Source organism: Cupriavidus sp. 96C5-1, from assembly GCF_057798855.1.
Map to the genome: position 1 here is coordinate 19,011 of NZ_JBYOJU010000062.1, position 26,323 is coordinate 45,333.

General features: G+C 68.6%; 21 protein-coding genes. 17 read left to right on the forward strand and 4 right to left on the reverse strand.

The features are described from left to right. Positions 1 to 65 precede the first annotated feature (65 nt). Positions 66 to 2,114 (reverse strand): sigma-54-dependent Fis family transcriptional regulator, encoded by a 2,049-nt coding sequence (locus tag AC3FOF_RS40260; RefSeq protein WP_488729799.1) that lies wholly within the window; start codon positions 2,112 to 2,114, stop codon positions 66 to 68. 214 nt (positions 2,115 to 2,328) lie between these two features. On the opposite strand from AC3FOF_RS40260, the gene AC3FOF_RS40265 reads away from it, so the two are divergent. The 10 genes from AC3FOF_RS40265 (at position 2,329) to AC3FOF_RS40310 (ending at position 14,722) form a co-directional block, all read left to right on the forward strand. Continuing rightward, a complete protein-coding gene (locus tag AC3FOF_RS40265; protein ID WP_276268201.1) occupies positions 2,329 to 3,444 on the forward strand; it encodes an aminomethyl transferase family protein in 1,116 nt (371 codons plus the stop codon). A gap of 52 nt (positions 3,445 to 3,496) precedes the next feature. Beyond that, on the forward strand, positions 3,497 to 4,054 hold the full coding sequence (locus AC3FOF_RS40270) for a dimethylamine monooxygenase subunit DmmA family protein (protein ID WP_488729800.1): 558 nt from the start codon (positions 3,497 to 3,499) through the stop codon (positions 4,052 to 4,054). Beyond that, on the forward strand, positions 4,051 to 5,013 hold the full coding sequence (locus AC3FOF_RS40275) for a PDR/VanB family oxidoreductase (RefSeq protein ID WP_488729801.1): 963 nt from the start codon (positions 4,051 to 4,053) through the stop codon (positions 5,011 to 5,013). The genes AC3FOF_RS40270 and AC3FOF_RS40275 overlap by 4 nt, the downstream gene beginning before the upstream one ends. 8 nt (positions 5,014 to 5,021) lie before the next feature. Next, positions 5,022 to 6,065, forward strand: coding sequence for a heme-dependent oxidative N-demethylase family protein (locus AC3FOF_RS40280; protein WP_488729802.1), 1,044 nt, complete (start codon positions 5,022 to 5,024; stop codon positions 6,063 to 6,065). A 118-nt stretch (positions 6,066 to 6,183) separates the two neighbouring features. After that, positions 6,184 to 8,376: an oxidoreductase gene (locus AC3FOF_RS40285; RefSeq protein ID WP_276267066.1), complete on the forward strand. Its 2,193-nt coding sequence runs from the start codon at positions 6,184 to 6,186 to the stop codon at positions 8,374 to 8,376. A 79-nt stretch (positions 8,377 to 8,455) separates the two neighbouring features. After that, a complete protein-coding gene (locus tag AC3FOF_RS40290) occupies positions 8,456 to 10,621 on the forward strand; it encodes a heterodisulfide reductase-related iron-sulfur binding cluster (protein WP_488729803.1) in 2,166 nt (721 codons plus the stop codon). A 10-nt stretch (positions 10,622 to 10,631) separates the two neighbouring features. After that, entirely contained in the window at positions 10,632 to 12,074 is a 1,443-nt protein-coding gene (locus AC3FOF_RS40295) for a hypothetical protein (RefSeq protein WP_488729804.1), read from the forward strand. Continuing rightward, complete coding sequence (locus AC3FOF_RS40300) at positions 12,071 to 12,871, forward strand: electron transfer flavoprotein subunit beta/FixA family protein (RefSeq protein ID WP_488729805.1); 801 nt, start codon at positions 12,071 to 12,073, stop codon at positions 12,869 to 12,871. The genes AC3FOF_RS40295 and AC3FOF_RS40300 overlap by 4 nt, the downstream gene beginning before the upstream one ends. Further along, positions 12,868 to 13,830 carry an electron transfer flavoprotein subunit alpha/FixB family protein gene (locus AC3FOF_RS40305; protein WP_488729806.1) on the forward strand — a complete coding sequence of 321 codons (963 nt, stop codon included), beginning with the start codon at positions 12,868 to 12,870 and terminating at the stop codon, positions 13,828 to 13,830. The genes AC3FOF_RS40300 and AC3FOF_RS40305 overlap by 4 nt, the downstream gene beginning before the upstream one ends. A gap of 97 nt (positions 13,831 to 13,927) precedes the next feature. Beyond that, positions 13,928 to 14,722 carry a TorF family putative porin gene (locus AC3FOF_RS40310; protein WP_488729807.1) on the forward strand — a complete coding sequence of 265 codons (795 nt, stop codon included), beginning with the start codon at positions 13,928 to 13,930 and terminating at the stop codon, positions 14,720 to 14,722. A 46-nt stretch (positions 14,723 to 14,768) separates the two neighbouring features. Here AC3FOF_RS40310 and AC3FOF_RS40315 read toward each other — a convergent pair whose 3' ends face one another. After that, the gene (locus AC3FOF_RS40315; RefSeq protein WP_488729808.1) at positions 14,769 to 17,039 is read right to left on the reverse strand and encodes a PAS domain-containing protein; all 2,271 of its coding nucleotides are present in this window, start codon (positions 17,037 to 17,039) and stop codon (positions 14,769 to 14,771) included. Between the two features lie 130 nt (positions 17,040 to 17,169). Here AC3FOF_RS40315 and AC3FOF_RS40320 point away from each other — a divergent pair, with 130 nt between their 5' ends. From AC3FOF_RS40320 to AC3FOF_RS40335, 4 genes are all read left to right on the forward strand, one after another. After that, entirely contained in the window at positions 17,170 to 18,828 is a 1,659-nt protein-coding gene (locus AC3FOF_RS40320) for a histidine kinase (protein WP_488729809.1), read from the forward strand. Between the two features lie 212 nt (positions 18,829 to 19,040). Beyond that, positions 19,041 to 19,688: a two-component system response regulator NarL gene (gene narL / locus AC3FOF_RS40325; RefSeq protein ID WP_017224687.1), complete on the forward strand. Its 648-nt coding sequence runs from the start codon at positions 19,041 to 19,043 to the stop codon at positions 19,686 to 19,688. Positions 19,689 to 20,028: 340 nt separating this feature from the next. Continuing rightward, a complete protein-coding gene (locus AC3FOF_RS40330) occupies positions 20,029 to 21,072 on the forward strand; it encodes an EamA family transporter (RefSeq protein WP_488729810.1) in 1,044 nt (347 codons plus the stop codon). Positions 21,073 to 21,121: 49 nt separating this feature from the next. Beyond that, positions 21,122 to 21,397, forward strand: coding sequence for a hypothetical protein (locus AC3FOF_RS40335; RefSeq protein ID WP_017224685.1), 276 nt, complete (start codon positions 21,122 to 21,124; stop codon positions 21,395 to 21,397). A 217-nt stretch (positions 21,398 to 21,614) separates the two neighbouring features. Here AC3FOF_RS40335 and AC3FOF_RS40340 read toward each other — a convergent pair whose 3' ends face one another. Continuing rightward, positions 21,615 to 23,054 carry a pyridoxal phosphate-dependent decarboxylase family protein gene (locus tag AC3FOF_RS40340; protein ID WP_488729811.1) on the reverse strand — a complete coding sequence of 480 codons (1,440 nt, stop codon included), beginning with the start codon at positions 23,052 to 23,054 and terminating at the stop codon, positions 21,615 to 21,617. A gap of 98 nt (positions 23,055 to 23,152) precedes the next feature. On the opposite strand from AC3FOF_RS40340, the gene AC3FOF_RS40345 reads away from it, so the two are divergent. The 3 genes from AC3FOF_RS40345 (at position 23,153) to AC3FOF_RS40355 (ending at position 25,940) form a co-directional block, all read left to right on the forward strand. Then, a complete protein-coding gene (locus tag AC3FOF_RS40345) occupies positions 23,153 to 23,536 on the forward strand; it encodes a winged helix-turn-helix domain-containing protein (protein ID WP_017225058.1) in 384 nt (127 codons plus the stop codon). Beyond that, complete coding sequence (locus AC3FOF_RS40350) at positions 23,533 to 24,615, forward strand: SRPBCC domain-containing protein (RefSeq protein WP_488729812.1); 1,083 nt, start codon at positions 23,533 to 23,535, stop codon at positions 24,613 to 24,615. The genes AC3FOF_RS40345 and AC3FOF_RS40350 overlap by 4 nt, the downstream gene beginning before the upstream one ends. A gap of 188 nt (positions 24,616 to 24,803) precedes the next feature. Next, entirely contained in the window at positions 24,804 to 25,940 is a 1,137-nt protein-coding gene (locus AC3FOF_RS40355; protein ID WP_488729813.1) for a helix-turn-helix domain-containing protein, read from the forward strand. 58 nt (positions 25,941 to 25,998) lie between these two features. Here AC3FOF_RS40355 and AC3FOF_RS40360 read toward each other — a convergent pair whose 3' ends face one another. After that, entirely contained in the window at positions 25,999 to 26,214 is a 216-nt protein-coding gene (locus AC3FOF_RS40360; RefSeq protein WP_488729814.1) for a hypothetical protein, read from the reverse strand. Positions 26,215 to 26,323 lie beyond the last annotated feature (109 nt).

Genomic DNA, 26,323 nt, shown 5'->3' on the forward strand with positions numbered 1-26,323 from the left:
ATGGTCCGCGTCCCGCTTTGCGGACAAGGTGTCATGGCGCAAGGCGGGACGCGGGTGAAGTGCTCTCAGTCCCCGGCTGCAGGCCGTGACGCCGCCGCCTCCCGTGCGATCTCGATGCATAGCAGGCGCATCTTGCGGTACAGCGTATTGCGGCTGACCCGCAGCGTGCGGGCGACCGTGCTGACGTTCCAGCGGTGTCCCTGCAGCAGGTCCAGGATGGTTTTGCGTTCGTTCAACTGGATGGCGTTGAAGGGCGGCAGGGTTTCCTGCGCGGCCTTGCCCGCCTCGGCCCCGTCGCTGGCAGCGCCACGGCCATGGCGTGCAGGGCGTGGCGCGCCTTGCACGACTTCCGGCGGGAGTTGCCGGCTGGTCAGCCGCGCGCCGTCGCACAGGGCCACGGCGGTGCGCAGCGCGTAGCGCAGCTGGCGCAGGTTGCCGGGCCAGTCGTAGCGCATCAGCGCCTGCTCGGCGTCCGGCGCAAGCGTGGGCGGGGCCTCGCCCGGGCCCGCTTCCTCCGCCAGGATGGCGTGGATCAGGGCCAGCCGGTCGGCGCGCTCGCGCAAGGGCGGCAGGCGCAGTTCAACGCCGCTCAGCCGGTAGAACAGGTCCTCGCGGAAGCGCCCGTCGTGGACCAGTTCGGCCAGGTTGCGGTGGCTGGCGCTGATCAGCTGGAACTCGACCCTGGTAGCGGTCTCGGAGCCCAGCGGCGTTACCCGCCGCTCCTCCAGCACGCGCAGCAGGCGCGCCTGCAGGGCCAGCGGCATGTCGCCGATCTCGTCGAGGAACAGCGTGCCGCCGTCGGCCTGCAGGATCTTGCCGCGCCGGCCTTCGCGCTGGGCGCCGGTAAAGGCGCCCGCCCGGTAGCCGAACAGCTCGCTTTCGATCAGCGATTCCGGCAGCGAGGCGCAATTGATGGCAACGAACGCGCCCCGCGCCGCCGGGCTGGCGGCGTGCAGCGCATTGGCGAAGACGTCCTTGCCGGTGCCGGTTTCGCCATGAAGCAGGACGGGCACATTGCGCGCGATGACCCGCGTGGCGAGCCGGATCTGCGCGTCCATGCGCGGATCGCCCGCGGCTGGCAAAGCGTGCCCGGGCGCTGGCGCAGCGGACTCGCGCGGCGCGGCCTGGCGCGCCGCCGGGCGGGCCACCCGCGGCTGGCAGTCCTGCGGCGGCTGCTGCGCGACCATGAAAAAGCGGTCGGATGCCTGCGCGAGATAGACCGGCACCGGATGAAAGGACTGGCGCGCGCTGCGCGCCACGAGTTCGTCGAGCGTGCTCATGAACAGTTCGTCGATGCGCTTGCCGCGCAATGCCTGCATCGAATGGCAGCCGAGCTGGAGCAGGGCGCTGCGGTTGGCGGCGAGCACCACGCCGTCCCGGTCGACCGCGAGCTTGCCCTCGCCGGCGGTGTAGACCAGTTCCGGCTGGCTGTGGAAGCGGATCGGATAGGCATGGCGCAAGCGGGCGTCGAACAGCCGGTTCTCGATATTGCGGCACGACATGCCGACCAGGACCGGGGAATGCTGCTGCAGCAGCAGGGGCGAGCGGCTGGTGACATCGAGCACCGCCGCCAGCTCGCCGTTCTCGTCGAAGATCGGCGCCGCCGAGCAGGTGAGGGCGGTATAGCGCTGGAAGAAATGCTCGTGCTGGCGGATCGCCACCGCGCCGCCTTCCGCCAGGCAGGTGCCCATGCCATTGGTGCCGGCTTCGCGCTCGCTCCAGATGGCGCCGACGCGCAGGCCTTCCGGGGCGATCTCCCGCGCGAACCGGTCGGAGGCGACCAGATGCATGACGACGCCCTCGGCATCGGTCAGCATCACCGCCATATCGGGGTCGGCGAGCTGTTGATAGAGCGTGGTCATCTCCAGCCGCGCACAGTCGGCCAGGGCATCGAAGCGTTGGCCACGCTCGCGCAGTTCGCTGGAGGTGAGCACCGGCGGCACGGGACGCAGTTCCGGATCGAGCCCGTATTCGCCCAGGCAACGGGTCCATGAGCGAACCACCGCGGCGCTGGCATCCGTCGCCGACTGCGGGCAGGCGACGGCGCGCGCAATGCGCTCGGCATGGGTGCCCGCGGGCCGCACGGGGAGCTGGGTCAGGGTCAAGGCCGTCATGGATAGGTCTCCTGCTGCGCTGGCGTACTTCCGTGGCAGGAGTCTGCGCAACGGGGCCGGCGGCCGCAATACCTCTTAGGCGGTAGCCACGCCCGCCGAGGGACGGGGACGGGCGGCAGCTACTACCTAGGAGGTAGTGCCAAGTGGAAATGGCTGGGCGGGCGTGCGCTGGCCATACTCGACACCAATGCAAGCACCCCAGCGGAGAGCACACATGAGCAGACAATCCATCCTGAACGCACGGCATCGCGAGCTTGGCTCGAACCTGGACGGCGACACCTGGAACGATATGCCGATCCCCTGGCGCTACCGGCGCGATCCGCAGGACGAGGTGGTGGCCGTGCGCACCGCCGCCGGCCTGTACGACATCAGCGGCCTGAACATCGTCAAGGTGTCCGGTCCCGATGCCGCCGCGGTCATCGACGGCATGGTGCCGATCGATGTGCACCGCCTGCGCCCGGGTACCGCGCGGCTGGCCGCCGCCGTCGACGAGAACGGCGCCGTCAGCGATGACCTGATGGTGATCTGCGATGGCGAGAACCGGTACCGCCTGTCCCACGGCAGCGGCAATACGCAGCGGCAGCTGGCCGCGCTCTCCCAGGGGCGCGACGTGGCCTGGGAGCAGGACTTCGATGTGCACATGCTGTCGCTGCAAGGGCCGCGCGCCGCGGCCATCCTCAAGGCGCACGTCGGCATCGCCCTGCCTTCCCTGCCGTACTTCGCGCACCGCGAGACCACCCTGTTCGGCCACGGCATCGTCATCTCCCGGGGCGGCTACTCCGGCGAGGAAGGCTTCGAGATCGCCTGCGCGTCCGCGGACGCGGTCGCCCTGTGGGACGCGCTGCTGGAGGCAGGCAAGCCGCAAGGGCTGATTCCCTGCGCCTGGGATTCGCTCGAGCTGGCGCGGATCGAGGCCGCCCTGCTGTTTTTCCCTTTCGACATGCCGGAGGGCGACACCACGCCGTGGGAGGTCAATCTCGGCTGGGCCATCGACACCGACAAGGCCGCCGGCTATGTGGGCAAGGCGGCGCTGCTGAATGCGCGCGGCAAGGAGCGCTTCTTCCAGGCCGGCGTGGCGGTGCGCCATGACCGCGCGGTGGAGGCCGGAGCGAAGATCTTCGTGGATGGCAAGGAGGCTGGCGTGGTGACCAGCGCCACCTTCAGCCGCTACCTGATGCAATCGCTGGCGCTGGTGCACCTGCTGCCGGGCTGCAAGGCGCTGGGCACCAGGGTCGAGATCCGCGACGGCAACGGCACCCATGCGGGCACGGTGACGAAGACGCCGTTCTACGATCCGCAGCGCCTGCGCACCCAGGTCAAGGCTGCCTGAACCCCTGGACCGGCCCCGCCCGCCCACCGATCCACCCACCCAGGAGCTTGCCATGCTGGTGACAGGCATCAAGAGCATGCCGGTGTACCGTCCGCTGCAGTTCGACGGCAGCGGCAAGGTGCACCTGGCCGTGGCCCGGGGCGCGGGCGGGGATGCGCTGCGGCGCCTGGCCGGGGATGCCGGGGTTTGCAGGCTGCTGTACGCAGCCGGGGCCGGCGCCGACCTGACGCAGGCGGTGCTGGCCGCCGGCGCGGATGTCACGGTCGCCGCGTCGACCGCGGCGCTGCTCGACGAACTGGGCAAGGCGCTGGCATCGCTGCCGATGGGTTTGCGCTTCTACGCCGCAGGCGACGAGGACTTCCTCGCCCAGGCGAGCCGGCTGGCCGAACGGCACGGGCTGGACCCCGCCGAGATGCAATGCGAATGCGTGGCGCCGGGCCGGCGGCGGGTCTATTGCGTGCATTGCCGCACCTGCAACGAAGCGGTGGCGGGCGGTATCGCAGCTTGCACGGGATGCCGCCGCAAGCTGCTGGTGCGCGATCATTACTCGCGCCGCCTCGCCGCCTTCATGGGCGTGATGGCCGACGCGGAAACGCCGGGGGCAGCATGAAACCGCAAGACCGCATGCCGGTGCGCGTGACGCGGATCGAGGCCGTGACGCCGCTGGTCAAGCGCTTCACGCTGGAGCACGCCGACGGGGGCGAGCTGCCCGCCTTCTCGGGGGGCAGCCATATCGTGGTCGAGATGCAGGGCGAGGGCCGCCTGCATCGCAATCCGTATTCGCTGATGAGTTCCCCCTGGGAGACCGGCCGGTACCAGATCGGCGTGCGCCGGGTCGACGAAGGGCGGGGCGGTTCGCGCTTCATGCACGAGCGGGTGAGGGAGGGCGCGCTCCTGCGGGTCTCTGCCCCGGTCAATCTCTTCCCGCTGCTCAAGACGCGCCGCAAACATATCCTGATTGCCGGCGGCATCGGCATCACGCCGTTCTTCTCGCAACTGGCCGAGCTGCAAGGGCTGGGGACCCCCTATGAGCTGCACTATGCGGTGCGCAGCCAGGCGCACGCCGGTTTTGCCGGCGAGCTGCACCGGCTGGCCGGCGAGAGGCTGCATCTGTATGTGGAGGACGCTGGCCAGCAACTGGACTTCGCCAAGGTGCTGGCGGGCCAGCCGCTGGGTACCGACGTCTATGTATGCGGTCTTGCCGGCATGATCGACGCCGTGCGCCGCGCGGCGGGCGCCGCGGGATGGTCGGACGGCCACGTGCACTGGGAGCAGTTCCTGGCACCGCCGGCGGGCGCGCCGTTCGAGGCGGTGCTCGCGCGCAGCGGCATCACCGTCCAGGTCGGCGCGCAGGCCAGCCTGCTCGAAGCGATCGAGGCGGCCGGCGTGAAGGTGCCCTACCTGTGCCGCGGCGGCGCCTGCGGCCAGTGCGAGCTCGAGGTGCTGGAAACCGACGGCGAACTGGTCCACCACGATCACTATCTTTCCGCCGAGGAAAGGGCGGGCGGCCGAAAGCTGATGCCCTGCGTCTCCCGGGCGAATTGCCGGCGCCTGGTACTGGCGATCTAGGAGGCTTGATGCAACCCACGTTCAAGACGGATGAAACCTTCCGCGGCAGTTTCGACTACGCCAACAGCCCGGCGGCGATCCAGCGCTTTCCGTTTCCGTTCCCCGAAGACCGGTACATGTACTCGGTCAATATCGAGCCGCATGGCGCCGGGCCGGCGGGCAGCGTCACCGAACACCCCTTCGACATCGACGAGCACTATATCGGCGAATGCCGCGAACGCGCCCTGGTCCTTGCCCGCGACCCGGGGCGCTGCATGGCCCTGCCGCACATGATGCAGGCGCAGTGGGACACGCTGGAGCTGATGATGGCGTCGCTGGCGGCCGCCTATCCCGCGCATTTCACGCTGACGCGCGATGGCGCGCGCTGGACCTGGGAGAACCGCCTGCTGGGCCTGCGCCAGGCCTTCGTCTTCGGCGACGCCGCGACGCTGCCCTGTTCGCCGCTGGAATACATCACACGGCAGAACCAGGGCGACTGGGTGCTGATGGACCATCGCCAGGACAACCTGTTCATGGATGCCGGCATGGTCACCACGCAAGCCGACTGGTCGCTGGATTTCGATCTGGGCATGAGCTTCAGCGAGTGGCACGGGCCCGTGCCGCTGGCGCACGAGCTGGGCATTTTCGACCGTGCCCTGAAGTACCTGCTGCATCTGCGCGTGGGCGCGCCGGTGCGCCGGCTGAACTGGACCATGACGATCCACCCGCGCCTCGACACCTCGCCGGAGCGCTATCCGGAGTGGGGCGCGGACCGGGCCTCGGTCACCCGCGAGAACGCGGGCGGGCTGGTGCACCTGCGGGTGGAACTGCAGACCCTGTTCCGGCTGCCGCGCAGCAACGCCATCGGCTTTGGCGTGCGTTGCTACCTGATCAGCCTGCAGGAACTGGCCACGGTGCCCAAGTGGGCGGCGCGCCTGCACCGCGTGCTGCGCACTCTGCCGGAGGAACTGGTCGACTACAAGGGCATCACGCGTTACCGCCAGGCCGCGATCGGCTGGCTGGCGCAGTACGACGACGGCCGCGCCCTCGGCGCGGGCACCGCCCCGGGATAGGCGCGGCGAAGACACGGCAAGATCGGCACCCACGGAAGATTCAATGCGGAGCCAGCGCGCTCCGCACTGCCTGCGACGCCTTGCGCGTTCGCTCCACAAACCGGCTGGAGACAAAAAAATGGCCCGCGACCCACGCTACGACATCCTGTTCGAACCGATCCAGATCGGTCCCAAGACATTGCGCAACCGGTTTTACCAGGTGCCTCACTGCATCGGCGCCGGGTCCACGCTGCCCGGCTTCCAGGCGGCGCACCGCTCGCTGAAGGCGGAAGGGGGCTGGGCCGCCCTGAATACGGAATACTGCTCCATCCACCCGGAATCGGACGACACGCACCGGATGTCCGCGCGCATCTGGGACGAGGGCGATGTGCGCAACCTGCGCGCAATGACCGATGAGGTGCACAAGTACGGCGCGCTGGCCGGCATCGAGATGTGGTACGGCGGCGCGCATGCGCCCTGCATGGAAAGCCGCGCCACGCCGCGCGGCCCCAGCCAGTACGCGTCGGAGTTCGAGACGCTGACCTACTGCAAGGAGATGGACCTGCGCGATATCGCACAGGTGCAGCAGTATTATGTCGACGCCGCCTATCGCGCACGCGACGCCGGCTTCGATATCGTCTACGTGTACGGCGCGCACTCCTACCTGCCGCTGCAGTTCCTCTCGCCTTACTACAACAAGCGCACCGACAAGTACGGCGGCTCGCTGGAGAACCGCGCCCGCTTCTGGCTGGAGACGCTGGAGAAGGTGCGCCGCGCGGTGGGCGACGACTGCGCCATCGCCACGCGCTTCGCGGTGGACTCGCTGTACGGCTGCGCCGGCATCGAGGTGGAGCAGGACGGCATGAAGTTCGTCGAGATGGCGGATTCCCTGCTCGACCTGTGGGACGTGGACGTGGGCGACATCGCCGAGTGGGGCGAGGATGCCGGCCCTTCGCGCTTCAACCTGCAGGGCCACCAGATCCCGTGGACCCGCTTTATCAAGCAGGTGTCGAAGAAGCCCGTGCTGGGCGTGGGGCGCTTTACCGATCCCGAGAAGATGACCGAGATCGTGACCAAGGGCATCGCCGACATCATCGGCGCGGCGCGGCCGTCGATTGCCGACCCGTTCCTGCCCAAGAAGATCGAGGAAGGCCGCATCGACGATATCCGCGTCTGCATCGGCTGCAATGTCTGCATCTCGCGCTGGGAGATCGGCGGGCCGCCGATGATCTGCACGCAGAACGCCACCGCCGGCGAGGAATACCGCCGCGGCTGGCACCCGGAGAAGTTCGCCAGGAAGAAGTCCGACGACGCGGTGCTGGTGGTGGGCGCGGGCCCGGCCGGATCGGAATGCGCGCGCGTGCTGATGGAGCGCGGCCATACCGTCCACCTGGTGGACCAGGCGGAGAAGATCGGCGGCCACCTGAACCAGATCGTCACGCTGCCGGGCCTGGGCGAGTGGGGCTACCACCGCGATTACCGCGAGACCCAGATCAACAAGCTGCTGAAAAAGAACAAGCAGAGCCAGCTCGCGCTCGGGCAGAAGGCGCTGACGGCCAACGCCATCCTGGAATACGGCGCCGAGAAGGTGGTGATCGCCACCGGCTCGCACTGGGTCTCCGACGGCACCAACTGCCTGACGCACGACCCGATCCCGGGCGCGGACGCCTCGCGCGACGACCAGCTGACGCCGGAGCAGGTGATCGCCGGCAAGAAGAAGATCGGCAAGCGGGTGGTGATCCTCAACGCCGACACCTACTTCATGGCTCCGAGCCTGGCCGAGAAACTGGCCACCGCGGGCCACGAGGTGACCATCGTCAGCGGCGTGCACCTGGCCAACTACATGCACTTCACGCTGGAATACCCGAACATGATGCGGCGCCTGCACGAGCTCCACGTGAAGGAGATGGGCGACCATTTCTGCAGCCGCATCGAGCCGGGCCGGCTGGAGATCTACAACATCTGGGGCGACGGCTCCCGCCGCACCTATCGCGGCCCGGGCAAGTCGCCGCGCGACGAGAACAAGAGCCACCGCTGGCTGGAGTTCGACTCGCTGGTGCTGGTGACCGGACGCCGTTCCGACGATAGCCTCCATCGCCAGCTGAAGGCCGCGCAGGACCGTTGGGAGAGCGCCGGCATCAAGGGCGTGTACCTGATCGGCGACGCGGAAGCGCCGCGGCTGATCGCCGATGCCACCTTCGGCGGCCAGCGCCTGGCGCGCGAGATCGAGGAAGGCGATCCGCAGATCCCGCTGCCCTACCGCCGCGAGGTGCCGGTCTGGGGCGTGCCGCACAAGAAGGAAGGCACGTTCGAGATTATCTACAAGATCTGACCCCGGGCGGAGGACGGCCGCGCAGGCCGTTCCCTCCGGACGTTTCGCGCCCCCGCATCCACACGGACGAAAAGCCGCCATGCCAGCCGCAGACAAGTTCGACCCGCTCCAGGTGACCCGGGTCCTGTTTGAAGGATTCTCGTCACCCGCCATCGTGCTGTTCTACCTGGCGGGCTTCGCCGCCATCGGCGTGTTCTGCTACGGCTGCTACGTACAGATTCGCAAGTACCGGCGCGGCCAGCCGCTGGGCACGCCGCTGGAAATCGGCACGCGCTTCATGCAGATGCTGCGCACCGTGGCCAGCCATCGCACCATCGCCCGGCGCGATGCCGCCGCCGGCCGCGCCCACCGGCTGATCTTCTACGGCTTTGCGCTGCTGTTCATCGGCACCGCCACCATCACGCTGGATTACGACATCACCGGCAAGCTGTTCGGCCTGCGCTTCTGGCACGGCAAGTTCTACCTGTGGTTCTCGCTGGTACTCGATTGCGCCGGCGTCGCCATGATCGCCGGGCTGGTCTACATGATGATCCGGCGCGGCTGGATCAAGCCGCCCAAGCTGGACTACACGCGCCCGGACCGCAAGCCGGGCGAGCCGGGCTACGACCGCAGCGGCTACCGCCGCGAGGACTGGGCCTTCCTGTGGGCGCTGATCATCATTGGCGTCACCGGCTACGTGCTGGAGGCCGCACGGCTGGTGTGGTTGCAGGAGCGGCCGGAGGTGTGGGCGCTGCGCTGGTGGTCGCCGTTCGGTGCCGCGCTGGCCGAGGCGATGCGCGCCGTGGGCGTCAGCGCCGGAGTGGCGGGGGCGCTGCGCGGCGGCTTGTGGTGGTTCCACGGCTTGCTGGCATTGACGCTGATCGCGCTGATCCCGTTTACCAAGGTCAAGCACATCTTTACCGCCGCCGGCTCGCTGATGCTGCGCGATCCGCTGGCCGCGCAGCGCCTGCCGCGCCAGGCGGCCACGGGGGACAAGGTCGGCTACGGCACGATCACCGATTTCACCTGGAAGCACCTGCTCAACCTGGATGCCTGCACCAAGTGCGGCCGCTGCCACGAGGCGTGCCCGGCGCGGGCGTCCGGCGCGCCGCTGTCGCCGCGCGACGTGATCCTGTCGCTGCGCGAGTTCGCCAACGACGCACTGCAGAAGCAGGCCCTGCCGGACGAGGTCAAGCTGAGCCCGCACGGCAAGGACGGCGGCCAGGTGTTCATGGAGACCTTGTGGTCCTGCCGCACCTGCATGGCTTGCGTGGAGATCTGCCCGGTGGCGATCGAGCATGTGCCCATCATCGTGCAGATGCGCCGCAAGCTGGTGGAAGACGGCGATATGGAGCCGCAACTGCAGAAGACCCTGCAGACCATCCACAAGACCGGCAACTCCTTCGGGGAGTCCAAGCGCAAGCGGGCGGCCTGGACCAAGTCGCTGCCGTTCGAGATCAAGGACGCGCGCAAGGAGCCGGTGGACCTGCTGTGGTTCGTCGGCGACTACGCCTCGTTCGATCCCCGCAACCAGAAGGTCAGCCAGGCGTTCGCCACCTTGCTGCACGAGGCGGGCGTGAACTTCGGCCTGCTGTTCGAGGGCGAGTCCAATGCCGGCAACGATGTGCGCCGCGTGGGCGAGGAAGGGCTCTACGAACTGCTGGCGGAGACCAATATCGCGACGCTGGGCACCGCGCAGTTCAAGCGCATCGTCACCACCGACCCGCATTCCTACAACACCATCCGCAACGAGTACCCGGATTTTGGCGGCAGCTACGAGATCGAGCATTACACCAGCTTCGTGCAGCGCATGCTGGAGCAGGGCCAGATCAAGGTGCGCCAGCCGCAGCGCCTGCGCGTGACCCTGCACGATCCTTGCCACCTGGGCCGCTTCAACAAGGGCTATGGCGCGCCGCGCGACATCCTCAAGCAGATCGGCTGCGAGCTGGTGGAGATGCCGCGCCATGGCGACAATTCATTCTGCTGCGGCGCCGGTGGCGGCCGCATCTGGATGCCCGACCCGGTCGGCGCGGAAAAACCATCGCAGAACCGCATGCGCGAGGCCGCCGGCATCGAAGGGCTGGAAGTCTTCGTGGTGTGCTGCCCGAAGGACCTGACCATGTTCGAGGACGCGCTGAAGACCAGCGGCTACGAGGGCAGGTTCGTGGTGCGCGAGCTGATCGAGATGATCCGCGACGCGCTGGCCGCGCCCGCGGACGTGGTGGCCGAGGCGGACGGCACCGTCGCCGGCCTGGTCGAAGCCTGAGCGCGCGGCGATGGAATTCACCGGCCGCCACTGGAGCGAGCTGCTGCGGCGCGCCCTCGAGGACGTGGAGCCATATGCGGCGGCTGCGCTCTATCCCCATGCCCCGGCAGTGCATCGCGAGTGGCTGTCGCCGCGCCTGTTCGGCGCCCGGCGCGATCGCCTGCTGCTGGCGTCGGCCGGGTTTGTCGCACCGGCAGTGCTGGCGCGGCTCGCCGGGATCGCCGGCGCTGACGGCATGGTGGGGCTTCGGCTCGCACGCAATCCCGCCGCCCCCGCGGCCAGCCTGGTGGCGCTCTGGCGCGGCGCGGACAGCGGCCGCCTGCGCCTGCTGCTGGCAAGGCACGCGCAGATGCCGCGCGCGATCCTGGCGGAAATCGCCGAAGGCGCCGGCCAGGTCGAAATCCTGCGCGCGCTGTGCGAGAACGCCGGCGCCGCCCCCGATGTACTGGCGGCGCTGGAGCGGCGCCAGCTGCCTGCGCTGCAGCGCCTGCTGGCGATCAACCTCGCCACCGGCGCGGACACGCTGCTGGCATTGTGGACGGCGGCCGGCGAGGCGGCGGTGCGCGCCCAGGTCTTGCTGCATCCGCATTGCCCGGCGCCTTTGCTTCGGGCCATGCCGGGGTCGGTGCTGGAGCGGCGTTGTCTCGCGCAGCAGGCACGCGTGCCGGTGGCATTGCTGCGGCAGCTGGCCGGCGATGGCGACGCCAGCGTGCGGCGGGCCGCCGCCGCCCATGCCGCCATGCCGGCGCAAGCCTTGCTGACGCTCTGTTTCGATCCCGATGGCGGCGTGCGCCGTGCGCTGGCCGGGCGCGCCGACCTGTCGGCACGGATGGCCGGCTGGCTGCTGGAAGACCAGGATGCCTGGGTGCGCCGCACCGTGGCGCGCAATGCAGCCTGCCCGCCGGGCCTGCTGGCACTTGCCGCGGGGGATGCGCAGGCCGAGGTAAGGCGCGCGGCAGCCCGGCATCCGGCTTGCCCCGCCGCCTTGCTGGCGCGGCTTGCAGCCGATCCGGCCAGCTGGGTGCAGGCGGGCGTTGCCTACCGCGACGACCTGGCGCCGCCGCTGCTGCGCCGCCTTGCCCGCAGCACCGACGTGGACGTGCTGGCCGGCGTGGCCCGCAATCCGGCCACCTCGCCGGCGCGGCTGGCCCGGCTGGCGGTGCACGAGAGTCCCGACGTGCGCCGCGCGGTGATCCTGAACCGCATGGCGCCGCGCGATGTCCTGCTGCCCCTGCGGCAGGACGGCTATGCCCTGCACCGCGCCATGGTGCTGGAGCACCCGAACCTGACGGACCTGGATCGCTGGCGCATGCGCGGCGATCCGGATGCGCAGGTCCGGTTCCGGATCTTCGGCCATTTCGCCCGCCAGGCCGGCATGCGAGCCGCGGCGCGGAGCGGGGCCCGGACCAGAGCCACACAACAAGCACTGCTGACGACGATGGAGACGATATGAAGATACTGGTGACGATCAAGCAGGTGGCGACCCTGGACGAGGATTTCGAGATGCGCGGCGATGGCCGCGATATCGATCCCGACTTCCTGGTGCATGACCTGAACGAGTGGGACAACTACACGCTGGAAGAAGCCATGCGGCTGAAGGAAGGCCCGGGCGGCGAAGGCATCGAAGTGGTGGTGGCCACGGTGGGGCCCGGCAGCGCGGACGAGGAGCTGCGCAAATGCCTGGCCAAGGGCGCCGACCGGGCAATCCGTATCTGGGACGACGCCCTGGAAGAAGCCGACCCGATCGCGGTGGCGCGCGTGCTCGCCGCACTGGCGCGGCGCGAGTCGGCGGATCTCGTGTTTGCCGGGGTGCAGGCTTCCGATCACGCCTACGGCGCCACCGGCATGGCCATGGCCGGCTTGCTGGACGCGCCTCACGCGGCGGTGGTGGCCGCGCTCGAGTACGCCCCGGGCGAGCGCACGGCAACGGTCCGGCGCGAGCTTGAAGGCGGTACCTATGCCGCGGTCAGGATCGCTACCCCGGCGGTGCTCACCTTGCAGCTGGGCATCAACACACCGCGCTATGCGTCGCTGCGCGGCATCAAGCAAGCGGCGCAACGGCAGATCGAGGTGGTTTCGCCGCAGGACATCGGCCTTGCCGCGGGCGACACCGGCGCGGCCGGTTCGCTATCGCGGGTGCGGCGCATGTATGTGCCGGAGAAAGGGCGGGCGCAGATGATCGAGGGAACACCGGCGGAACAGGCATCGCAACTGGCAAGGATCATCAAGGAATTCAGGGGAGAGGCATGATGGCGGGCATTCTGGTGATAAGCGAGCATCGCAAGGGAGAGTTGCGCCCGGTCAGCCGGGAGCTGATCGGCCTGGCGGCAGCGCTGAAGGCGGAGAGCGGCGAACCGGTGCAGGTGGCGGTGATTGCCGCCGACCCGGGGCAATACGCCGAATCGCTGAAGCTGGCAGGCGTCGACGAGATCGTGACCGTACAGAGCGCCGGCGACGCCTTCGATCCGGAGGTCTACGAGGCATCGGTGCGCGCGTTGATCGCCGCGCGCCAGCCCTCGCTGGTGCTGCTGCCCCACAGCGTGGACACGCTGGGCTACGCCGCGCCGCTGGTGGCGCGCGACGGCCATGGTTTCACCACCGATGTGTTCAAGGTGGAGCGGGACGCCGGCGGCTGGGTCGCGACCCGTTCGGGCTACGGGCAGAAGGTCAACGTGGAAATGGAGTTTCCCGGGCGCGCCACGGTGGTGCTGACCGTGCGGCCGGGGTCCTTCAAGCCGGTCGAGGCGGCCGGCGCGCCGGCCGTCTCCAGCCTCGCTGTGCCGCAGGTCGCGCCGCGCAGCCAGCATCTTGGCTTCGAGGAGCCGGCGGGCGGCGACGACGTGGATATTCCCGGCGCCGACTTCATCCTGTCGATCGGCCGTGGCGTCGGCGAGGAAGACAACGTCGAGCAGTTCAAGGCACTGTCCGATTCGCTCGGCGCCACGCTCGGCTGCTCGCGCCCGATCGCGGACTCGGGCTGGCTGCCGAAATCGCGGCAGGTCGGCCAGTCCGGCAAGACCGCGGCCAACTGCAAGCTGTATGTGGCGATGGGCATCTCCGGCTCGGTGCAGCATATGGCCGGCATGAAGCACGTCGATACCATCGTGGCGGTCAATACCGATCCGGAGGCCTCCATCTTCACGATCGCCAGGTACGGCATCGTGGGCGATATCTTCGATATCGGCAGGGAACTGCAAAACCATTTCTGACCTGACCCTCCTGCCGGCAGCGCGCGCTGCCGGCTGCTCCCCCGGCTGCTCCCGTTACTGCGGCCACTCCGCCGCTTCGTCCTGTCGAAGGTAAATCATGAAACTGTCGCCATGCTGGGCCAGGGCGCTTGCCTCTGGCTGTTTCCTCGCCTCGGGGGCCGGCACGATGCCATGCGCGTTTGCGCAGGAAGAGCCGGCGGCGCCCGCCAGCCCGCATACCGTGAGCGGGAACGTCGCGCTCATGAGCAACTATGTCTTTCGCGGCATCACCTATACGCAGAACCGGCCGGCGCTGCAGGGCGGTTTCGACTACGCGCATGAGAGCGGCCTGTATGCCGGGATCTGGGGCACCAATGTCAGCCACAAGGCGATCAACGACGCCAGCCTGGAACTGGACCTGTACGGCGGCTACGCCCGCAGCTTCGGCGACTGGCGCTTCGATGCCGGCCTGCTGCAGTTCTACTATCCCGAGAATCCCAAGCTGCCGGGCTCGGACGACAAATACAACACGCTCGAACTGTACGGCGCCGTCGGCTGGCATATCCTGACCTTGAAATATTCGCGCACGCTGACCAACTTCTTTGGGTACAGCAGCGCCTCGATCGGTACCGGCAAGGGCAATTCGCATGGCAGCGGCTACCTGGAGCTGAACGCGGACGTGCCGCTCCCGCAGGATTTCACGCTGGGGCTGCACGTGGGCCGCCAGTGGGTGCGCAACTACGGCGAATACGACTATACGGACTGGCGCGCCGCCATCAGCAAGACCTTCGGCGGCGGCTGGACCGTCTCCTTCGCCTATACGGGAACGAACGCCAGCCGCACGCTGTGGGTGGCCGACGGCAAGCGCCTCGGCACCGCGCACTGGATCCTCGGCCTGAAGCGCACCTTCTGACGTCCCGATCTGCCGACCGTTGCCTGCCATGCGCGCCGGCGGCCATCTATGCATCCGGCGCGATCGGCTCCGCCACGCCGACCCGATGCAGCAACCGGCCCTGGGCGGCGAAGGTGTCGGGGCCGCCCGCCACCGCTACCGTTATGCCGTGCCGGGCCGCGATCTCCAGCAGGCGCTCCAGGCGGCCGGCTTCCTGGGTGCCCGGGCCGATGCGGATACGCCAGAAATCGGCAAGCAGGCTCCAGTCGGGCAAGGGCGGGCCATCGCGGGCGGCAGCCAGGGTGAGGTCCACGCCGAGGCGGATGCCGTTTCCCCGCAAACCTGCAAGAACGGCATCGAGGTCCGTCAGGCCGGGCTCCGCGCAGGGCGGCAGCAGCAGGTCGAGCTGGGCCGGTGCGGCCTTGCCGGCGATGGCGGCCAGGGCGCCGTGCAGGCCGCGCAGCACCGCGGCACTGAGCGGGGTGGCATTGAGGCACAGGCACAGCCGCTGGCGCGGCTTCAAGCGCGGCCGTGCCTGGTCGTAGATGGCGAGCAGGTAGCGTTCCACCAGCGCTTCCAGCATGCCGGCCCGGGATGCATGCAGGAACAGGTGCTCCGCAGGGATGATGCCGGTGCGCGCGGAATGCCAGCACGCCGCGCCTTCGGCCCACGCGGGGCCGCTGCCGGGCGGCACGACCTGGGCCAGGCTGACCTGCAGCCCTTGCGTATCGAAGCCGCGCGCGAACTCGCCCACGGCGCGGCGCCACGCCTGCGCCGAGCGCCGCGCCGCCTCGCCGGCGAAGGCAAGGCGCACCGTGCCGCCGGTGCTTTGCCATTGGGCCGAATACACGGCGCGCATGGCGTCGCGCAGCATGGTGCGGGCATCCGGGTAGCGTTCGAGGCTGAGCGCGATGCCGAGCCGGGCATTGATGGAAACCGAGGCACCGCCGATCTCGAAGGGCGTGTCCAGCAGGCTCGCGATGGTGTCCGCCAGCGTCAGCGCGGAGATCACGCCGGCCAGCTGGCGGTCTCCCAGCGCACTGCCCGCGAAACGGGCCAGCCCGTCGAGGCCGGGGGCAGGGTCGGCGGGCGCCTCCAGGGCAAGGATCGCGAACTCGTCGCCGCCACTGCGGCCGGCCGAGACGCCCGCTTTGCAGCAGGCCGCGAGCCGTTCGCCCAGCAGGCCCAGCAACTGGTCGCCGAAGGCACGGCCATGCCGCTCGTTGATCCGCTTGAGGTTGTCCACATCCAGGCAGAGCAGCATGAAGGGCGCGCCGTACTGCAGCGCCAGGTCGATCCGGTCGAGCAGCAGGGCGCGGCTCTTGAGGCCGGTCAGGCGGTCGTGCAGCGGCTCGCGTTCGGCGCGCTCCTCGTCGCGTTTCTGGCTGCTGATGTCGGAGACGAAGCCTTCGATGGCGAGCAGGGTGCCGTTGCCGGCGAAAATGCCGCGGCTGCGTTCGTTGACCCATTTCTCCTGGCCCGCGCGGGTGCGGATGCGGTAGCGCAGATGGAAGGCCTTGTGCTGCGCCAGCTGGCTTTGCACATAATCCCAGACGTAGGCGCGGTCGTCGGGATGGATCAGTTCGTCGTAGGACGGGTGGTTGAGCAGGTCCACCGCCTCCAGCCCGGTCAGCTCGAAGCAGCCATCGCTGACGAACTCCATGGTCCAGCGCCGGTCGTTGCGGCAGCGGAAGGCCATGCCGGGCAGGTGGTCCAGCAGGGTGGACAGGCTGCGGTCGCGGGCGCGCAGCACGTCTTCCGCGCGCTTGCGCGAGTGGACATCGGTCATCGTGCCCGTGGTGCCGCACACCTGGCCATGCCCATCGAAGCGGGGCCGCAGCCGCACCTCCATCCAGCGCAGCTGTCCGTCATGGCAGATCAGCCGCGTTTCGTAGCGGCAGGCATCGCTGTTTTGCGAGAGGATTGTGAGAAACTGCTCGCGGTTGAGGGCTTGCTCGTCGGGATGGACATAGCGAAACAGCGAGGTGTGCAGGCATACGCGCACGTCCAGCATGGTGATGGATTTCCACGCATGATTCAGGAAATGAAAAACGGCGTCGGCATCGGTCTCGAACACGATGTCCTCGATGCCGTCGACCAAGGCGCGATAGTCGTGATGGGCCGGGATGGGGCCGGCTCCGGGCCGGGCCGCGATGGCGCCGGGCAGCCTGGCGGGCGCGCGGCGATTGGCGACGGCGGCCACCAGCACCAGGGTCAGCGCGGCGCCGAGGCAGGCGGCCGCGAGCGGCGTGCTGGCCGGCAGCCAGCCCATGGTGGCGGCGATGGCGTAGCCGCTGGCGGCGGCCGCGCCGGCCAGGTACAGCCATACGGTCAGCATGATGCTCCCCTCACGCTAATCCCTCTTGTCTCCTTATTATTTCCCCGCATGCATTCGCGTTCGTTATTCCGGTATGCGCCGGTGTGCGAACCCGCAGGGCTGAATGCGCATGGCGACCCAAGGTGATCCGATGAACTCCAACCCCGTGCCTTCCCGACGCGCCACGCCATCATACTTGCTTTTCCGCATGCGGCAACCGCATCCCGCGCGTGCATGGATGGTGGTGACGACGGTCGCCGCGCTGGCCGCGCTGGCGCTGATGGTGCAGCCCGTGCTGACCGCGGCCTGGTCCAGCGAGGCGGTGCGTTTCATGACCAAGGCGGCCGAATTGCGGCAGCGCGGCAGCGGCTTCGCGCGCGGCGATGAAGCGGGTGCCGGGGCGCGGCAATGGCTGGCGGAGGCGCGCGCGTTGCTGGCCGATCCGCCGTTCGGGTCAGCGCTTGCCGAGGCGGAACAAGCCGGCGCCTTCGCGGCCTCGCCGGGCAATACCGTGGCGGGCGCCATGCCGCTGCTGGAGCAGGCGGCGGTGGACGTTTCCGAATCGCTGCAGCGCCACCTGCGGGTCGATATCGCGGTACGCATTGCCTTGCTGATCGTTGCCGCGGGCGGCCTGCTGGTTGGCTTGCGGCTGCGGCGCCAGGCCGGCGAGGTCCCGGCGCACGCGGCGGGTGCGCCGGCCACGCCGCCGCAGGACCGCTGGCTGACGCTGCTGGACCAGGTCATGACGGCGCTGTCCGGCGAAGCGCTGGGGCCCCAGGCCCTGCGCAATGTATGCCATGCGGTGGCCGACAGCCTGGCGGCGCGGGCCTGCGGCATCTGCCTGGCCGCCGAGACCAGCGAGGCGCTGCAGTTGCCGGCCGTGGTGCATGCCGGCGAGCTGGGCTGGGCGCAGGTGGAACGCGTGCGCACGCTGGCGGTGGCCGGCCCGCATACGGTGTTCGAAATGGAGGCGCATGGCGCGCAGGCGCCGGCGGGCGGCACCGGGGCCGGCATGGCGGTGCCTATCGGCGATGGCAAGGTGCGCCATGGCCACCTGTTCCTGGTGTTCGGCACCGCGCAGGAATGCCAGTTGCACGGCAGCCAGATCGCCGAGGCGGTCGGGCGTCACCTGGCGCTGGCGATCGGCGGCTTTTGCCGCATGCAGGAAGGACGGCGGGTTGCGCTGATCGAAGAACGCGCGGCCATGGCCCGCGAACTGCACGACTCGCTGGCGCAATCGCTGTCCTATATGAAGATCCAGGTCAGCCGCCTGCGCACGCTGTCGGAACGCGGGGACGCGCGCGACGAGCTGGCGTCGACCGCCGAAGCGCTGCGCGAGGGCCTGAACGGCGCCTACCGGAAGCTGCGCGAGCTGATCACCACGTTCCGCACGCAGATCAACGCCAGGGGGCTGTCCGCCGCGCTGGCGGAGGCGCTGGACGAGTACGGCGCGCGCAGCAGCGTAGCCATGACGCTGGACAACCGCCTCAAGAGCTGCCGGCTCACCGCCAACGAAGAGTTCCACATCGTGCAGATCGTGCGCGAGGCCTTGTCCAACGTCGTGCGTCATGCGGGCGCGTCGCAGGCCACGGTCAGGCTGCTGCCCGAGGGCAACGGCGCGATCGCGATCACCATCGAGGACGACGGGCTCGGCTTCGAACCGGCGGCAGACCCGCGCAACCAGCATGGGACGGCCATCATGCGCGAGCGCGCGCTCAGCCTCGACGGCGCCCTGGCCATTACACCGCGTCCGGGCGGCGGATGCTGCGTTGCAGTGCGCTTTTGCCCCGTGAGCCAGCCGGACTGGTAGTGCGCGCGGCGCAATCAGGGAAATCCTGATGGGCGGCCGCTCCGCTCCAGGCCCGGCGGCGTCCACAAGAGCAGGGATGCCGTGTACCATCTCCGATACCCCTGCAAAACAGCCACCGGCACAGGTGGCGGTGCGGCCCGCGGCCCAGGTAGCAGCAAGCCGGAACAAGGCGCCGCGGCCGCGCAGAAATATAAGAATGGAGACAACTGGCCATGGAGACTGGCAATACGGTTCTGGTCATCGACGATCATGCCCTCTTCCGCAAAGGCCTGGCACAGCTCATTGCCATGGACGAGGATTTCCGCGTGGTCGGAGAAGCCGGCTCCGGCGCGGAAGGCGTCGACATGGCCGTGCGCATGCAACCCGACGTGATCCTGATCGACCTCAACATGCCGGGCATGAGCGGCATCGAAACCATCGGCGCCTTGCGGGAAAAACAGGTCGACGCGCGTTTCATCATGCTGACGGTATCGGACAGCGAGCGCGACGTGGTCTCGGCGCTGCGCGCCGGCGCGCATGGCTACCTGCTCAAGGATATGGAGCCCGAAGACCTGTGCGACTGTCTCAGGCGCGCGGCGAATGGCGCCTCGGTACTGAGCGAATCGGTCACCGGCAGCCTGATGCAGGTGGTCGCGACCAACCAGCGGGTGCCCGCCGCGCAGGCGGACCTGACCAGCCGCGAAGGCGAGGTGCTGGATTTCCTGGCCGAAGGCCTGTGCAACAAGACCATTGCACGCCAGCTCGGCATCAGCGTGGGTACCGTCAAGGTGCACGTCAAGCACGTGCTGTCCAAGCTGAACCTGCATTCGCGGCTGGAGGCCGTGGTCTGGCGCCACGAGCACCAGAAGCAGCGCCACTGATCTCCCGGCACCGATCCCGGTGCCTGCGTGCGCCCCGCAACCGCCGCCGTTGCCCCGGGCCCGGCGGCCGGGAGGCGTGCGCGCCAGGCGCGCCGGCACCGCCCGCATTTTCCGGGGTGGATTGCCTCGCCCTCATGCCTCTTTGTAGGTATCTCCCCTTTGGATTATTGCCTGTCCGCCGCCTGCCTCCAATAATCCTCCTGCGCCGCCGCGAGAATTTCCGGCGTGACGGCGGCAGCGCCGCAGGACAAGAGGGCAAGAGGACAAGAGGGCAAGCGAGCAGCAGAACCAGAAGCTGGAAACAGGCGCGCATCCCGACGCGCTTACCACAGGAGGATTCATGACAACCGTCGGCCAGGCGAAAGCGGCATTCCGTGCCCGCAGTATCCGTTGGGGATTTATCTGGGCGCTATGGTGCGCGGTCTTGTGGGGCGCGTGGTACGTGCCCGGCGCGGCGGTCTGGAAGGAGGCGCCGTTCGCCACGATGGATATGGCGAACCCCCGGCAGTTCCTGACAGCGGCGGCCGTCATCACGACGTTCAATGCATTCTCGGTGCTGCTGTTCCTCTTCCTGTGGCTGATCGTGCTGGGCAAGTTCCGGGATTTCGGCCGGACCCTGGTGCGCGTGCGGCGCATTTCCAAGTGGTACTTCGCCGCGGCCATCTTTGGCGGCCCGATGGCGATCTTCGGTTCCTTTCTCGCCATGGGATATGTGGGCGCCGTGTTCGCCGCCATCGCGGGGCTGCTGTATCCGATCATCGGCGCCAGCATCGCCCGGGTCTGGTACAACGAAAAGATCACCCTGCGCGCCGCGCTGGGCATCCTGGTCATCATCGGCGGCGGCATCGCCATCTACGCGCCCGGCATCCTGGGCGAACTCTCGGGCGCGTCAAGCCGGCATACCTCGTGGCTGGGCTATCTCGGCGGCGCGATGGCGGCGCTGGGCTGGGGTGTGGAGGGCGCACTGGCGGGACGCGCCCTCGATGTGACCGATCCGGATTGCGGCATCACCGTGCGCTTTACCGCCGAAGCCCTCTACTGGCTGTGCCTGGTGCTGCCGGCGCTGGCGCTGTTCGGCGATGTCGACGTGATCCACCTGATCGTGCAGACCTGGAATCTCAAGGCTATCACCTGGCTGTTGCTGGCCGGCATCACCTTCGGGTTCTGCTATGTCTCCTGGTACAAGTCCTTCCCCCTGATCGGCGTTGGCCGCGGGCAGGCGATCGCCGCGCTCTACGGTGCGTTTGCCGTGGTGTTCCTGGCGGCGTTCACGCTGCAGTTCCCCGCGTGGAATTTCCTGCTGGGCCTCACGCTGGTGGTGTCGGGCGCTTTCCTGATGTACACGGAAAAGAGCGACGTCCTCGAAGTGGTCCGCGCACTCTGAAGGCGGCGCAATACTCCCCAGGCGGGAACGACGAAACGGAGACGACGAAATGGCGAAAGTGCATATCAAGGGTTTCATATTGCAGCAGATCGCCGGCACCGACGGCATGTGGGATAGCGATATCGCCGCGTCGGTCTGCCAGGAGTATGGCAAGCAAGGACCCTACTGGGCCGGTTCGGTGCGGGTCATCCTGACCGACCTGTACTCGGGCGGCCTGGTGACCAGCGTCGAGGAACGATTCGATGCCTATGCCGACAAGATGCGGTTCCGCTTCCGGCTGAGCGACTTCGGCCGCCAGCGCATGCTGGATACCGGTTTGCTATAACCCCGCGCGAGTCATCGCCACATTGACCAAACATCGCTGCATCACCACATGTTCGAGGAGAATGCCATGTCGGATTTCTGGGGCTATCCGGGCGCGGACGTGCTCGCCATCGTCATCATCACGGCGCTCAGCCTGACCGCGCTGTATCACGCCAGGACCTTCGTCACCAAGATCTGAACCAGGTCTCCCGCGCGCGCAGGCCAGCCGGCGCGCCACGTCATCGATGCCTGGAGACAGTGCGCCAGGCGTCGATGATGCTGTCCGCGGCGCGGTCGATGTCGTCCTCTCCGGTGGGCCAGGAGATGACCGACACGCGCATCGCCTCGCGTCCCTTCCAGCGCGCGCCGCCGACATAGCAGTCTCCCGCCGACTGCACGCGCGCGATCACCTCCCGTGTCAGGCGGCCGGCTTCGGCATCGTCCTCGCCGGTGCCGAAGCCGGCAATGACCTGGTTGAGCGAGACGCTGTTCAGCACGGCAATGCCGGGTTCCCGTTCCAGCCGCGCGGCCATGCGGCGCGCCAGCCGGCAGTGGCGCGACACCATGCCGGCGATGCCCTCGCGCCCGAGATGGCGCAGCATGGCCCAGGTGGCAAAGCCGCGCGCGCGGCGCGAAAGCTCCGGCACATACTGCGAAGGATCGCGCTCGTCCGCGTCCGCCGGGGGGAGGTAGCTGGCCGCCGCCGTCAACGCGCGCCGGTGCGCGTCCGGGTGCGCCACGATGGCGTAGCCGCAGTCGTAGGGCGTTTGCAGCCATTTGTGCCCGTCGGTCGCCCAGGAGTCCGCGCCTTCGAACCCGGCGGCCAGCGCAGCCGTTTCGGGGCAAGCCCGGGCCCATAGCCCGAAAGCCCCGTCCACATGCAGCCACGCGCCGCGCGCGCGGATGTCCGGCAGCATTTCCGGCACCGGGTCGAAGGCGCCGGTATTGATCTGGCCAGCCTGCGCGATCACGATGGCCGGACCCTCGCAGCTCGCCAGCACGGCGCGAAACTGCGGGACCAGCATCGCGCCGTCGGGGCCCGCAGGCACGCGCTTCACGCGGTCCCGCCCGAGACCCAGCAGGCGCAGGGTGGCGAGGATGGAGGTATGCGCGTCGTCGCCCACCAGCACATGGATTTCCGGGGCGCCGAACAAGCCCTGCGCCTCCACATCCCAGCCGGCCTGCTGCAGCACATGGCTGCGCGCCGCCGCGAGGCAGGCGAAGCTGGCCATGGTCGCGCCGGTCACAAAGCCGACCGAAGCGCCGGCGGGCAGGCGCAGGATATCGAGCAGCCACCTGGCGGCGGTCTCTTCCGCCGCCGCGGCCGATGGCGCGCCGAGATGGTTGCCGCAGTTCTGCCCCCAGGCACTGGTGAGCCAGTCGGCGGCGACCCCGACCGGATGCGACGCGCCGACCACCCAGCCAAAGAAGCGCGCTCCGGTGGTGGGATGCAGGCCGGGTTCCGCCAGCGCGATCAGGGCATCGATCGTTTCCTCCGCGCCGGCGCCGGTCTCGGGGGTAGGGCCATGCCACGCCTGGCGGCACGTGGCATAGGACGCGGCCGGCTGTCCCGTGTCCGCGGCGACGGCCTCCCGGTACCGCGTGGCCGCCCTGGCGGCGCGGGCGAGAATGTCGAAATCGACCGCTTCGTTCGCTTCGTCCGATTCCCTGCGCGGCATCCCTGCGTTCTCCCAAGCGTCGGCGTGATTGCGATGGTGCGGGCCATGCTACACGAACTCGCCTTGACTTTCGATTAACCTGTTGGTTAAATGAGTTCATGCCATCCCCAATCGACCCGCTTACCACCATCTTTGCCGCCCTGGCCGATCCCACCCGCCGCGCCATCCTGGCCCGGCTGGCGGAAGGCGAGGCACCGGTGAGCGAGCTGGCGCGCCCGTTCGCCATGTCGGCCCCGGCCATTTCCAGGCACCTGCGCGTGCTGGCGGATGCCGGGCTGATCGAGCGCGAAGTCAGCGCGCGCTGGCGTATCTGTCACCTGCGTGCCGCGGCCCTGCGGGATGCGCATGACTGGCTGGATACGTATCGCCGCCACTGGGAAGGCAACCTGGACCGCCTTGTCGAATTCGTCGAGCGCACCCACGCCGCGGACGCCAGCCAGGGCACCCGCAATGCAACCAAAGCCCGAGGGAAAAAATCATGACCGAAGCCGCTACCTTCCACCTGGAAATGACCCGCTTCATCCGCGCCCCGCGCGACAAGGTATTCGATGCATTCACCAGCCAGTCCGCGCTGGCCGCGTGGCATTGTCCGCGCGGCATGGGCGTGCTCGAAGCCACCGCCGACCCGCGCGTGGGCGGCAAATACCGCATCGTGATGGGCGGGCGCGACGGTGCGAAGCACATCGTCCGCGGCGAATACCAGGCGATCGACCGCGCCGACTTCCTCGCTTATACGTGGCAATGGGAAGCCGGCTCCCTGCCCCCCGATCTCAAGACCCTGATCGAGGTCACGCTGACGGAGCAGGACGGCGGCACCCACCTGCATATGCGCCATAGCGGATTCCCGGATACGCAGAGCCGCGATTCGCACCTGGGCGGCTGGCAGTCGGTGTACAACCGCCTGGCCGATTACCTGGATCCCAGCGGCAGCGCTGCCACCGTCACCGTGATCGGCGATCCGCGCAGCAGCTATTGCCGCACGGTGCGCATGGCGCTCGCAGAAAAAGGCGTGGCCTATACGCTGCAGCCCTTGCATCCGCACACGCCGGAGGTGCTGGCGCACAATCCGTTCGGCCGCATCCCCGTGCTGTGCGATGGCCCGATCTCCTTCTACGAGACCCGTGCCATCCTGGGCTATATCGACGAAGCCTTCGAGGGACCCAGCCTGCTGCCCCAGTGGGGCGTCACCGCCCATGCGCGCGGCGAGCAGTGGATCAGCCTGGTCAACTGCCATGCCTACGACGCCATGGTACGGCGCTACGTGCTGCAGTACGTCTTCCCCAAGGGGGAGAACAGCCAGCCCGACCGCGCCGTGATCGACGCGGCGCTGCCGGAGATCGCCCGGCATCTCGACACGCTGGAGCAAGCCTACGGCGAGCGCGACTACCTGGTCGGCACGGCGATGTCGATGGCCGACCTGTTCCTCGCGCCGATCCTGGCCTACGTCGGCATGTTCCCCGAAGGCGCGGCCTTGCTGGAGAAGTGTCCCAACGTGCAGCGGGCGCATGCCGCCATGCGCCAGCGGCCAAGCTTTGCTGCCACGCAGCCGCAGCTCGGCTGACGGGGGGCGGCACAGGAAATGCATGGCAATGCGCGGGGTGCTTTGCCACAATGCGCGCCTGATGCCTTCCATTCGATATCATGCGGTCTGCGGCAGGCCTGCGCGCAGTGCCGCATGCGGTCCCGCTGCGGCGCGATGCCGCTGCGGGCCGTGCCGAAGGCCGCAACCTGAACCTCCCCGGGAGTCACGTGTCAGCCCCTGCAGCCGGACCCATCGCAGCGCAACCGCACACCGGCACGGAGGCCACCGGCGGCGCGCCGGCGGCAACGCCGCCGCAAGTGCATGTCAGGCTCGACGGGCAGGCGCACCCGGATGCCTGCGAACTCTGGCGCACGGCATTGTCGCCGCTCTTCGACGTCGAGATCGGCGCCAGGCCGGACGCCTTCTCCGGCGAGCTGAAGGTGTTTCACCTGGGCGATAGCCTGATCGCCCGCTGCAGCGGCGCTGGCGCTCATCGCTTCCACCGCGGCATCGTCGAGATCCGGCGCAGCAATATCGACCATATCCTTGTCCAGTATTACGTCAAGGGCGGGGTTCAGGGCGAATACGGCAAGCGGGCGCTCAGCGCGGGCGAGGGTTCGATCAGCCTGCTGGACTTGGGTAGGACGCTGGATAGCTGGACGCCGTCCTTCGCCAATATCACCCTGACGGTGCCGCGCGATCGCCTGCCGGCCTCGCTGCGAAGCTGGAACCTGCACGGTACCGTGCTGGATGCCGGCCAGGGTTCGACGCGGCTGCTGGCGTCTCACCTGTCGCAACTCATGCTGGCCGGCGCCTGCCTGACCGGCGAGGAGATGGCGGCCTCGGTCACCGCGGCGCTGATCATGCTGGAGGGCAGTGGCGCCAGGCTTCGGGATAGCGAGCCTGAAGTACAGACCGCGGCGCGCCGCAGCATGCGCAGGCTGGTGCAGCGCCATATCGAAGAACACCTGGGCGCGGAAGCGCTTTCGCCAGAGCAGGTCGCCGGCGTTTTCCGCCTGTCCCGGGCCAGCCTCTATCGCCTGTTCGAGCGTGACGGCGGCGTGAATGCCTACATCCAGGGCAGGCGGCTGGATCGCTGTTTCGATGCACTGGCCCGATCCAGGGGCAGCGGGCTCAGCATCGCGGAACTCGCGTATCGTTACGGCTTTTCCAATGAGAGCACGTTCAGCCGCGCCTTTCGCCGCCGCTTCAGCCTGAGTCCGCGGGAGGTGCGCGGGCTCGCGGAGCAGCCTGTGAGTTGTTGGCCCGCCGTGCAGGAAAACGCAGGCGAGGCCGCTACCATTAATCGGTGGCTGGAAAGTCTCCGGGGTAAAGCCGCGGGTGCGTATCGCGCTGGGATCTGATTTAGGATTGCAGGGCCTAAAGGCGGAGTGGCGTCGGGCTCTTGGGCACATGGAGGTGTCACTTTTCTTTACTCGTAAAGAAAAGTAACCAAAAGAAAGCGACCCCTTGCAGGGGGGCTGGCTTATCAGGATCGGGGACGTTTCGGATTCGTGGTGGGCGCGGCGGTTCTAATAAACTGCTGGCGCTACCGGCACGAACGGCATTGCCGCTGCGAATGACGGTGGTTTCATTGTATGACCCCTGAATGACGATCTCCCTTGCCCATTCAGGCATCTGCCGTTACCAGTTTATATGGCCACTCGAACACGAACGGCACTGGTTTCGTCGTGGGCGCGGTGGCCCCAGATTTGGGGTACTCGCCTCAAGCTGGAGCCACCGCGCC

Bases quoted from the DNA above. Each gene is read 5' to 3' on its own strand.
- AC3FOF_RS40260 (WP_488729799.1), bottom strand. From the start codon at position 2,114: ATGACGGCCTTGACCCTGACCCAGCTCCCCGTGCGGCCCGCGGGCACC.
- AC3FOF_RS40265 (WP_276268201.1), top strand. From the start codon at position 2,329: ATGAGCAGACAATCCATCCTGAACGCACGGCATCGCGAGCTTGGCTCG.
- AC3FOF_RS40270 (WP_488729800.1), top strand. From the start codon at position 3,497: ATGCTGGTGACAGGCATCAAGAGCATGCCGGTGTACCGTCCGCTGCAG.
- AC3FOF_RS40275 (WP_488729801.1), top strand. From the start codon at position 4,051: ATGAAACCGCAAGACCGCATGCCGGTGCGCGTGACGCGGATCGAGGCC.
- AC3FOF_RS40280 (WP_488729802.1), top strand. From the start codon at position 5,022: ATGCAACCCACGTTCAAGACGGATGAAACCTTCCGCGGCAGTTTCGAC.
- AC3FOF_RS40285 (WP_276267066.1), top strand. From the start codon at position 6,184: ATGGCCCGCGACCCACGCTACGACATCCTGTTCGAACCGATCCAGATC.
- AC3FOF_RS40290 (WP_488729803.1), top strand. From the start codon at position 8,456: ATGCCAGCCGCAGACAAGTTCGACCCGCTCCAGGTGACCCGGGTCCTG.
- AC3FOF_RS40295 (WP_488729804.1), top strand. From the start codon at position 10,632: ATGGAATTCACCGGCCGCCACTGGAGCGAGCTGCTGCGGCGCGCCCTC.
- AC3FOF_RS40300 (WP_488729805.1), top strand. From the start codon at position 12,071: ATGAAGATACTGGTGACGATCAAGCAGGTGGCGACCCTGGACGAGGAT.
- AC3FOF_RS40305 (WP_488729806.1), top strand. From the start codon at position 12,868: ATGATGGCGGGCATTCTGGTGATAAGCGAGCATCGCAAGGGAGAGTTG.
- AC3FOF_RS40310 (WP_488729807.1), top strand. From the start codon at position 13,928: ATGAAACTGTCGCCATGCTGGGCCAGGGCGCTTGCCTCTGGCTGTTTC.
- AC3FOF_RS40315 (WP_488729808.1), bottom strand. From the start codon at position 17,039: ATGCTGACCGTATGGCTGTACCTGGCCGGCGCGGCCGCCGCCAGCGGC.
- AC3FOF_RS40320 (WP_488729809.1), top strand. From the start codon at position 17,170: ATGAACTCCAACCCCGTGCCTTCCCGACGCGCCACGCCATCATACTTG.
- narL (WP_017224687.1), top strand. From the start codon at position 19,041: ATGGAGACTGGCAATACGGTTCTGGTCATCGACGATCATGCCCTCTTC.
- AC3FOF_RS40330 (WP_488729810.1), top strand. From the start codon at position 20,029: ATGACAACCGTCGGCCAGGCGAAAGCGGCATTCCGTGCCCGCAGTATC.
- AC3FOF_RS40335 (WP_017224685.1), top strand. From the start codon at position 21,122: ATGGCGAAAGTGCATATCAAGGGTTTCATATTGCAGCAGATCGCCGGC.
- AC3FOF_RS40340 (WP_488729811.1), bottom strand. From the start codon at position 23,054: ATGCCGCGCAGGGAATCGGACGAAGCGAACGAAGCGGTCGATTTCGAC.
- AC3FOF_RS40345 (WP_017225058.1), top strand. From the start codon at position 23,153: ATGCCATCCCCAATCGACCCGCTTACCACCATCTTTGCCGCCCTGGCC.
- AC3FOF_RS40350 (WP_488729812.1), top strand. From the start codon at position 23,533: ATGACCGAAGCCGCTACCTTCCACCTGGAAATGACCCGCTTCATCCGC.
- AC3FOF_RS40360 (WP_488729814.1), bottom strand. From the start codon at position 26,214: ATGCCTGAATGGGCAAGGGAGATCGTCATTCAGGGGTCATACAATGAA.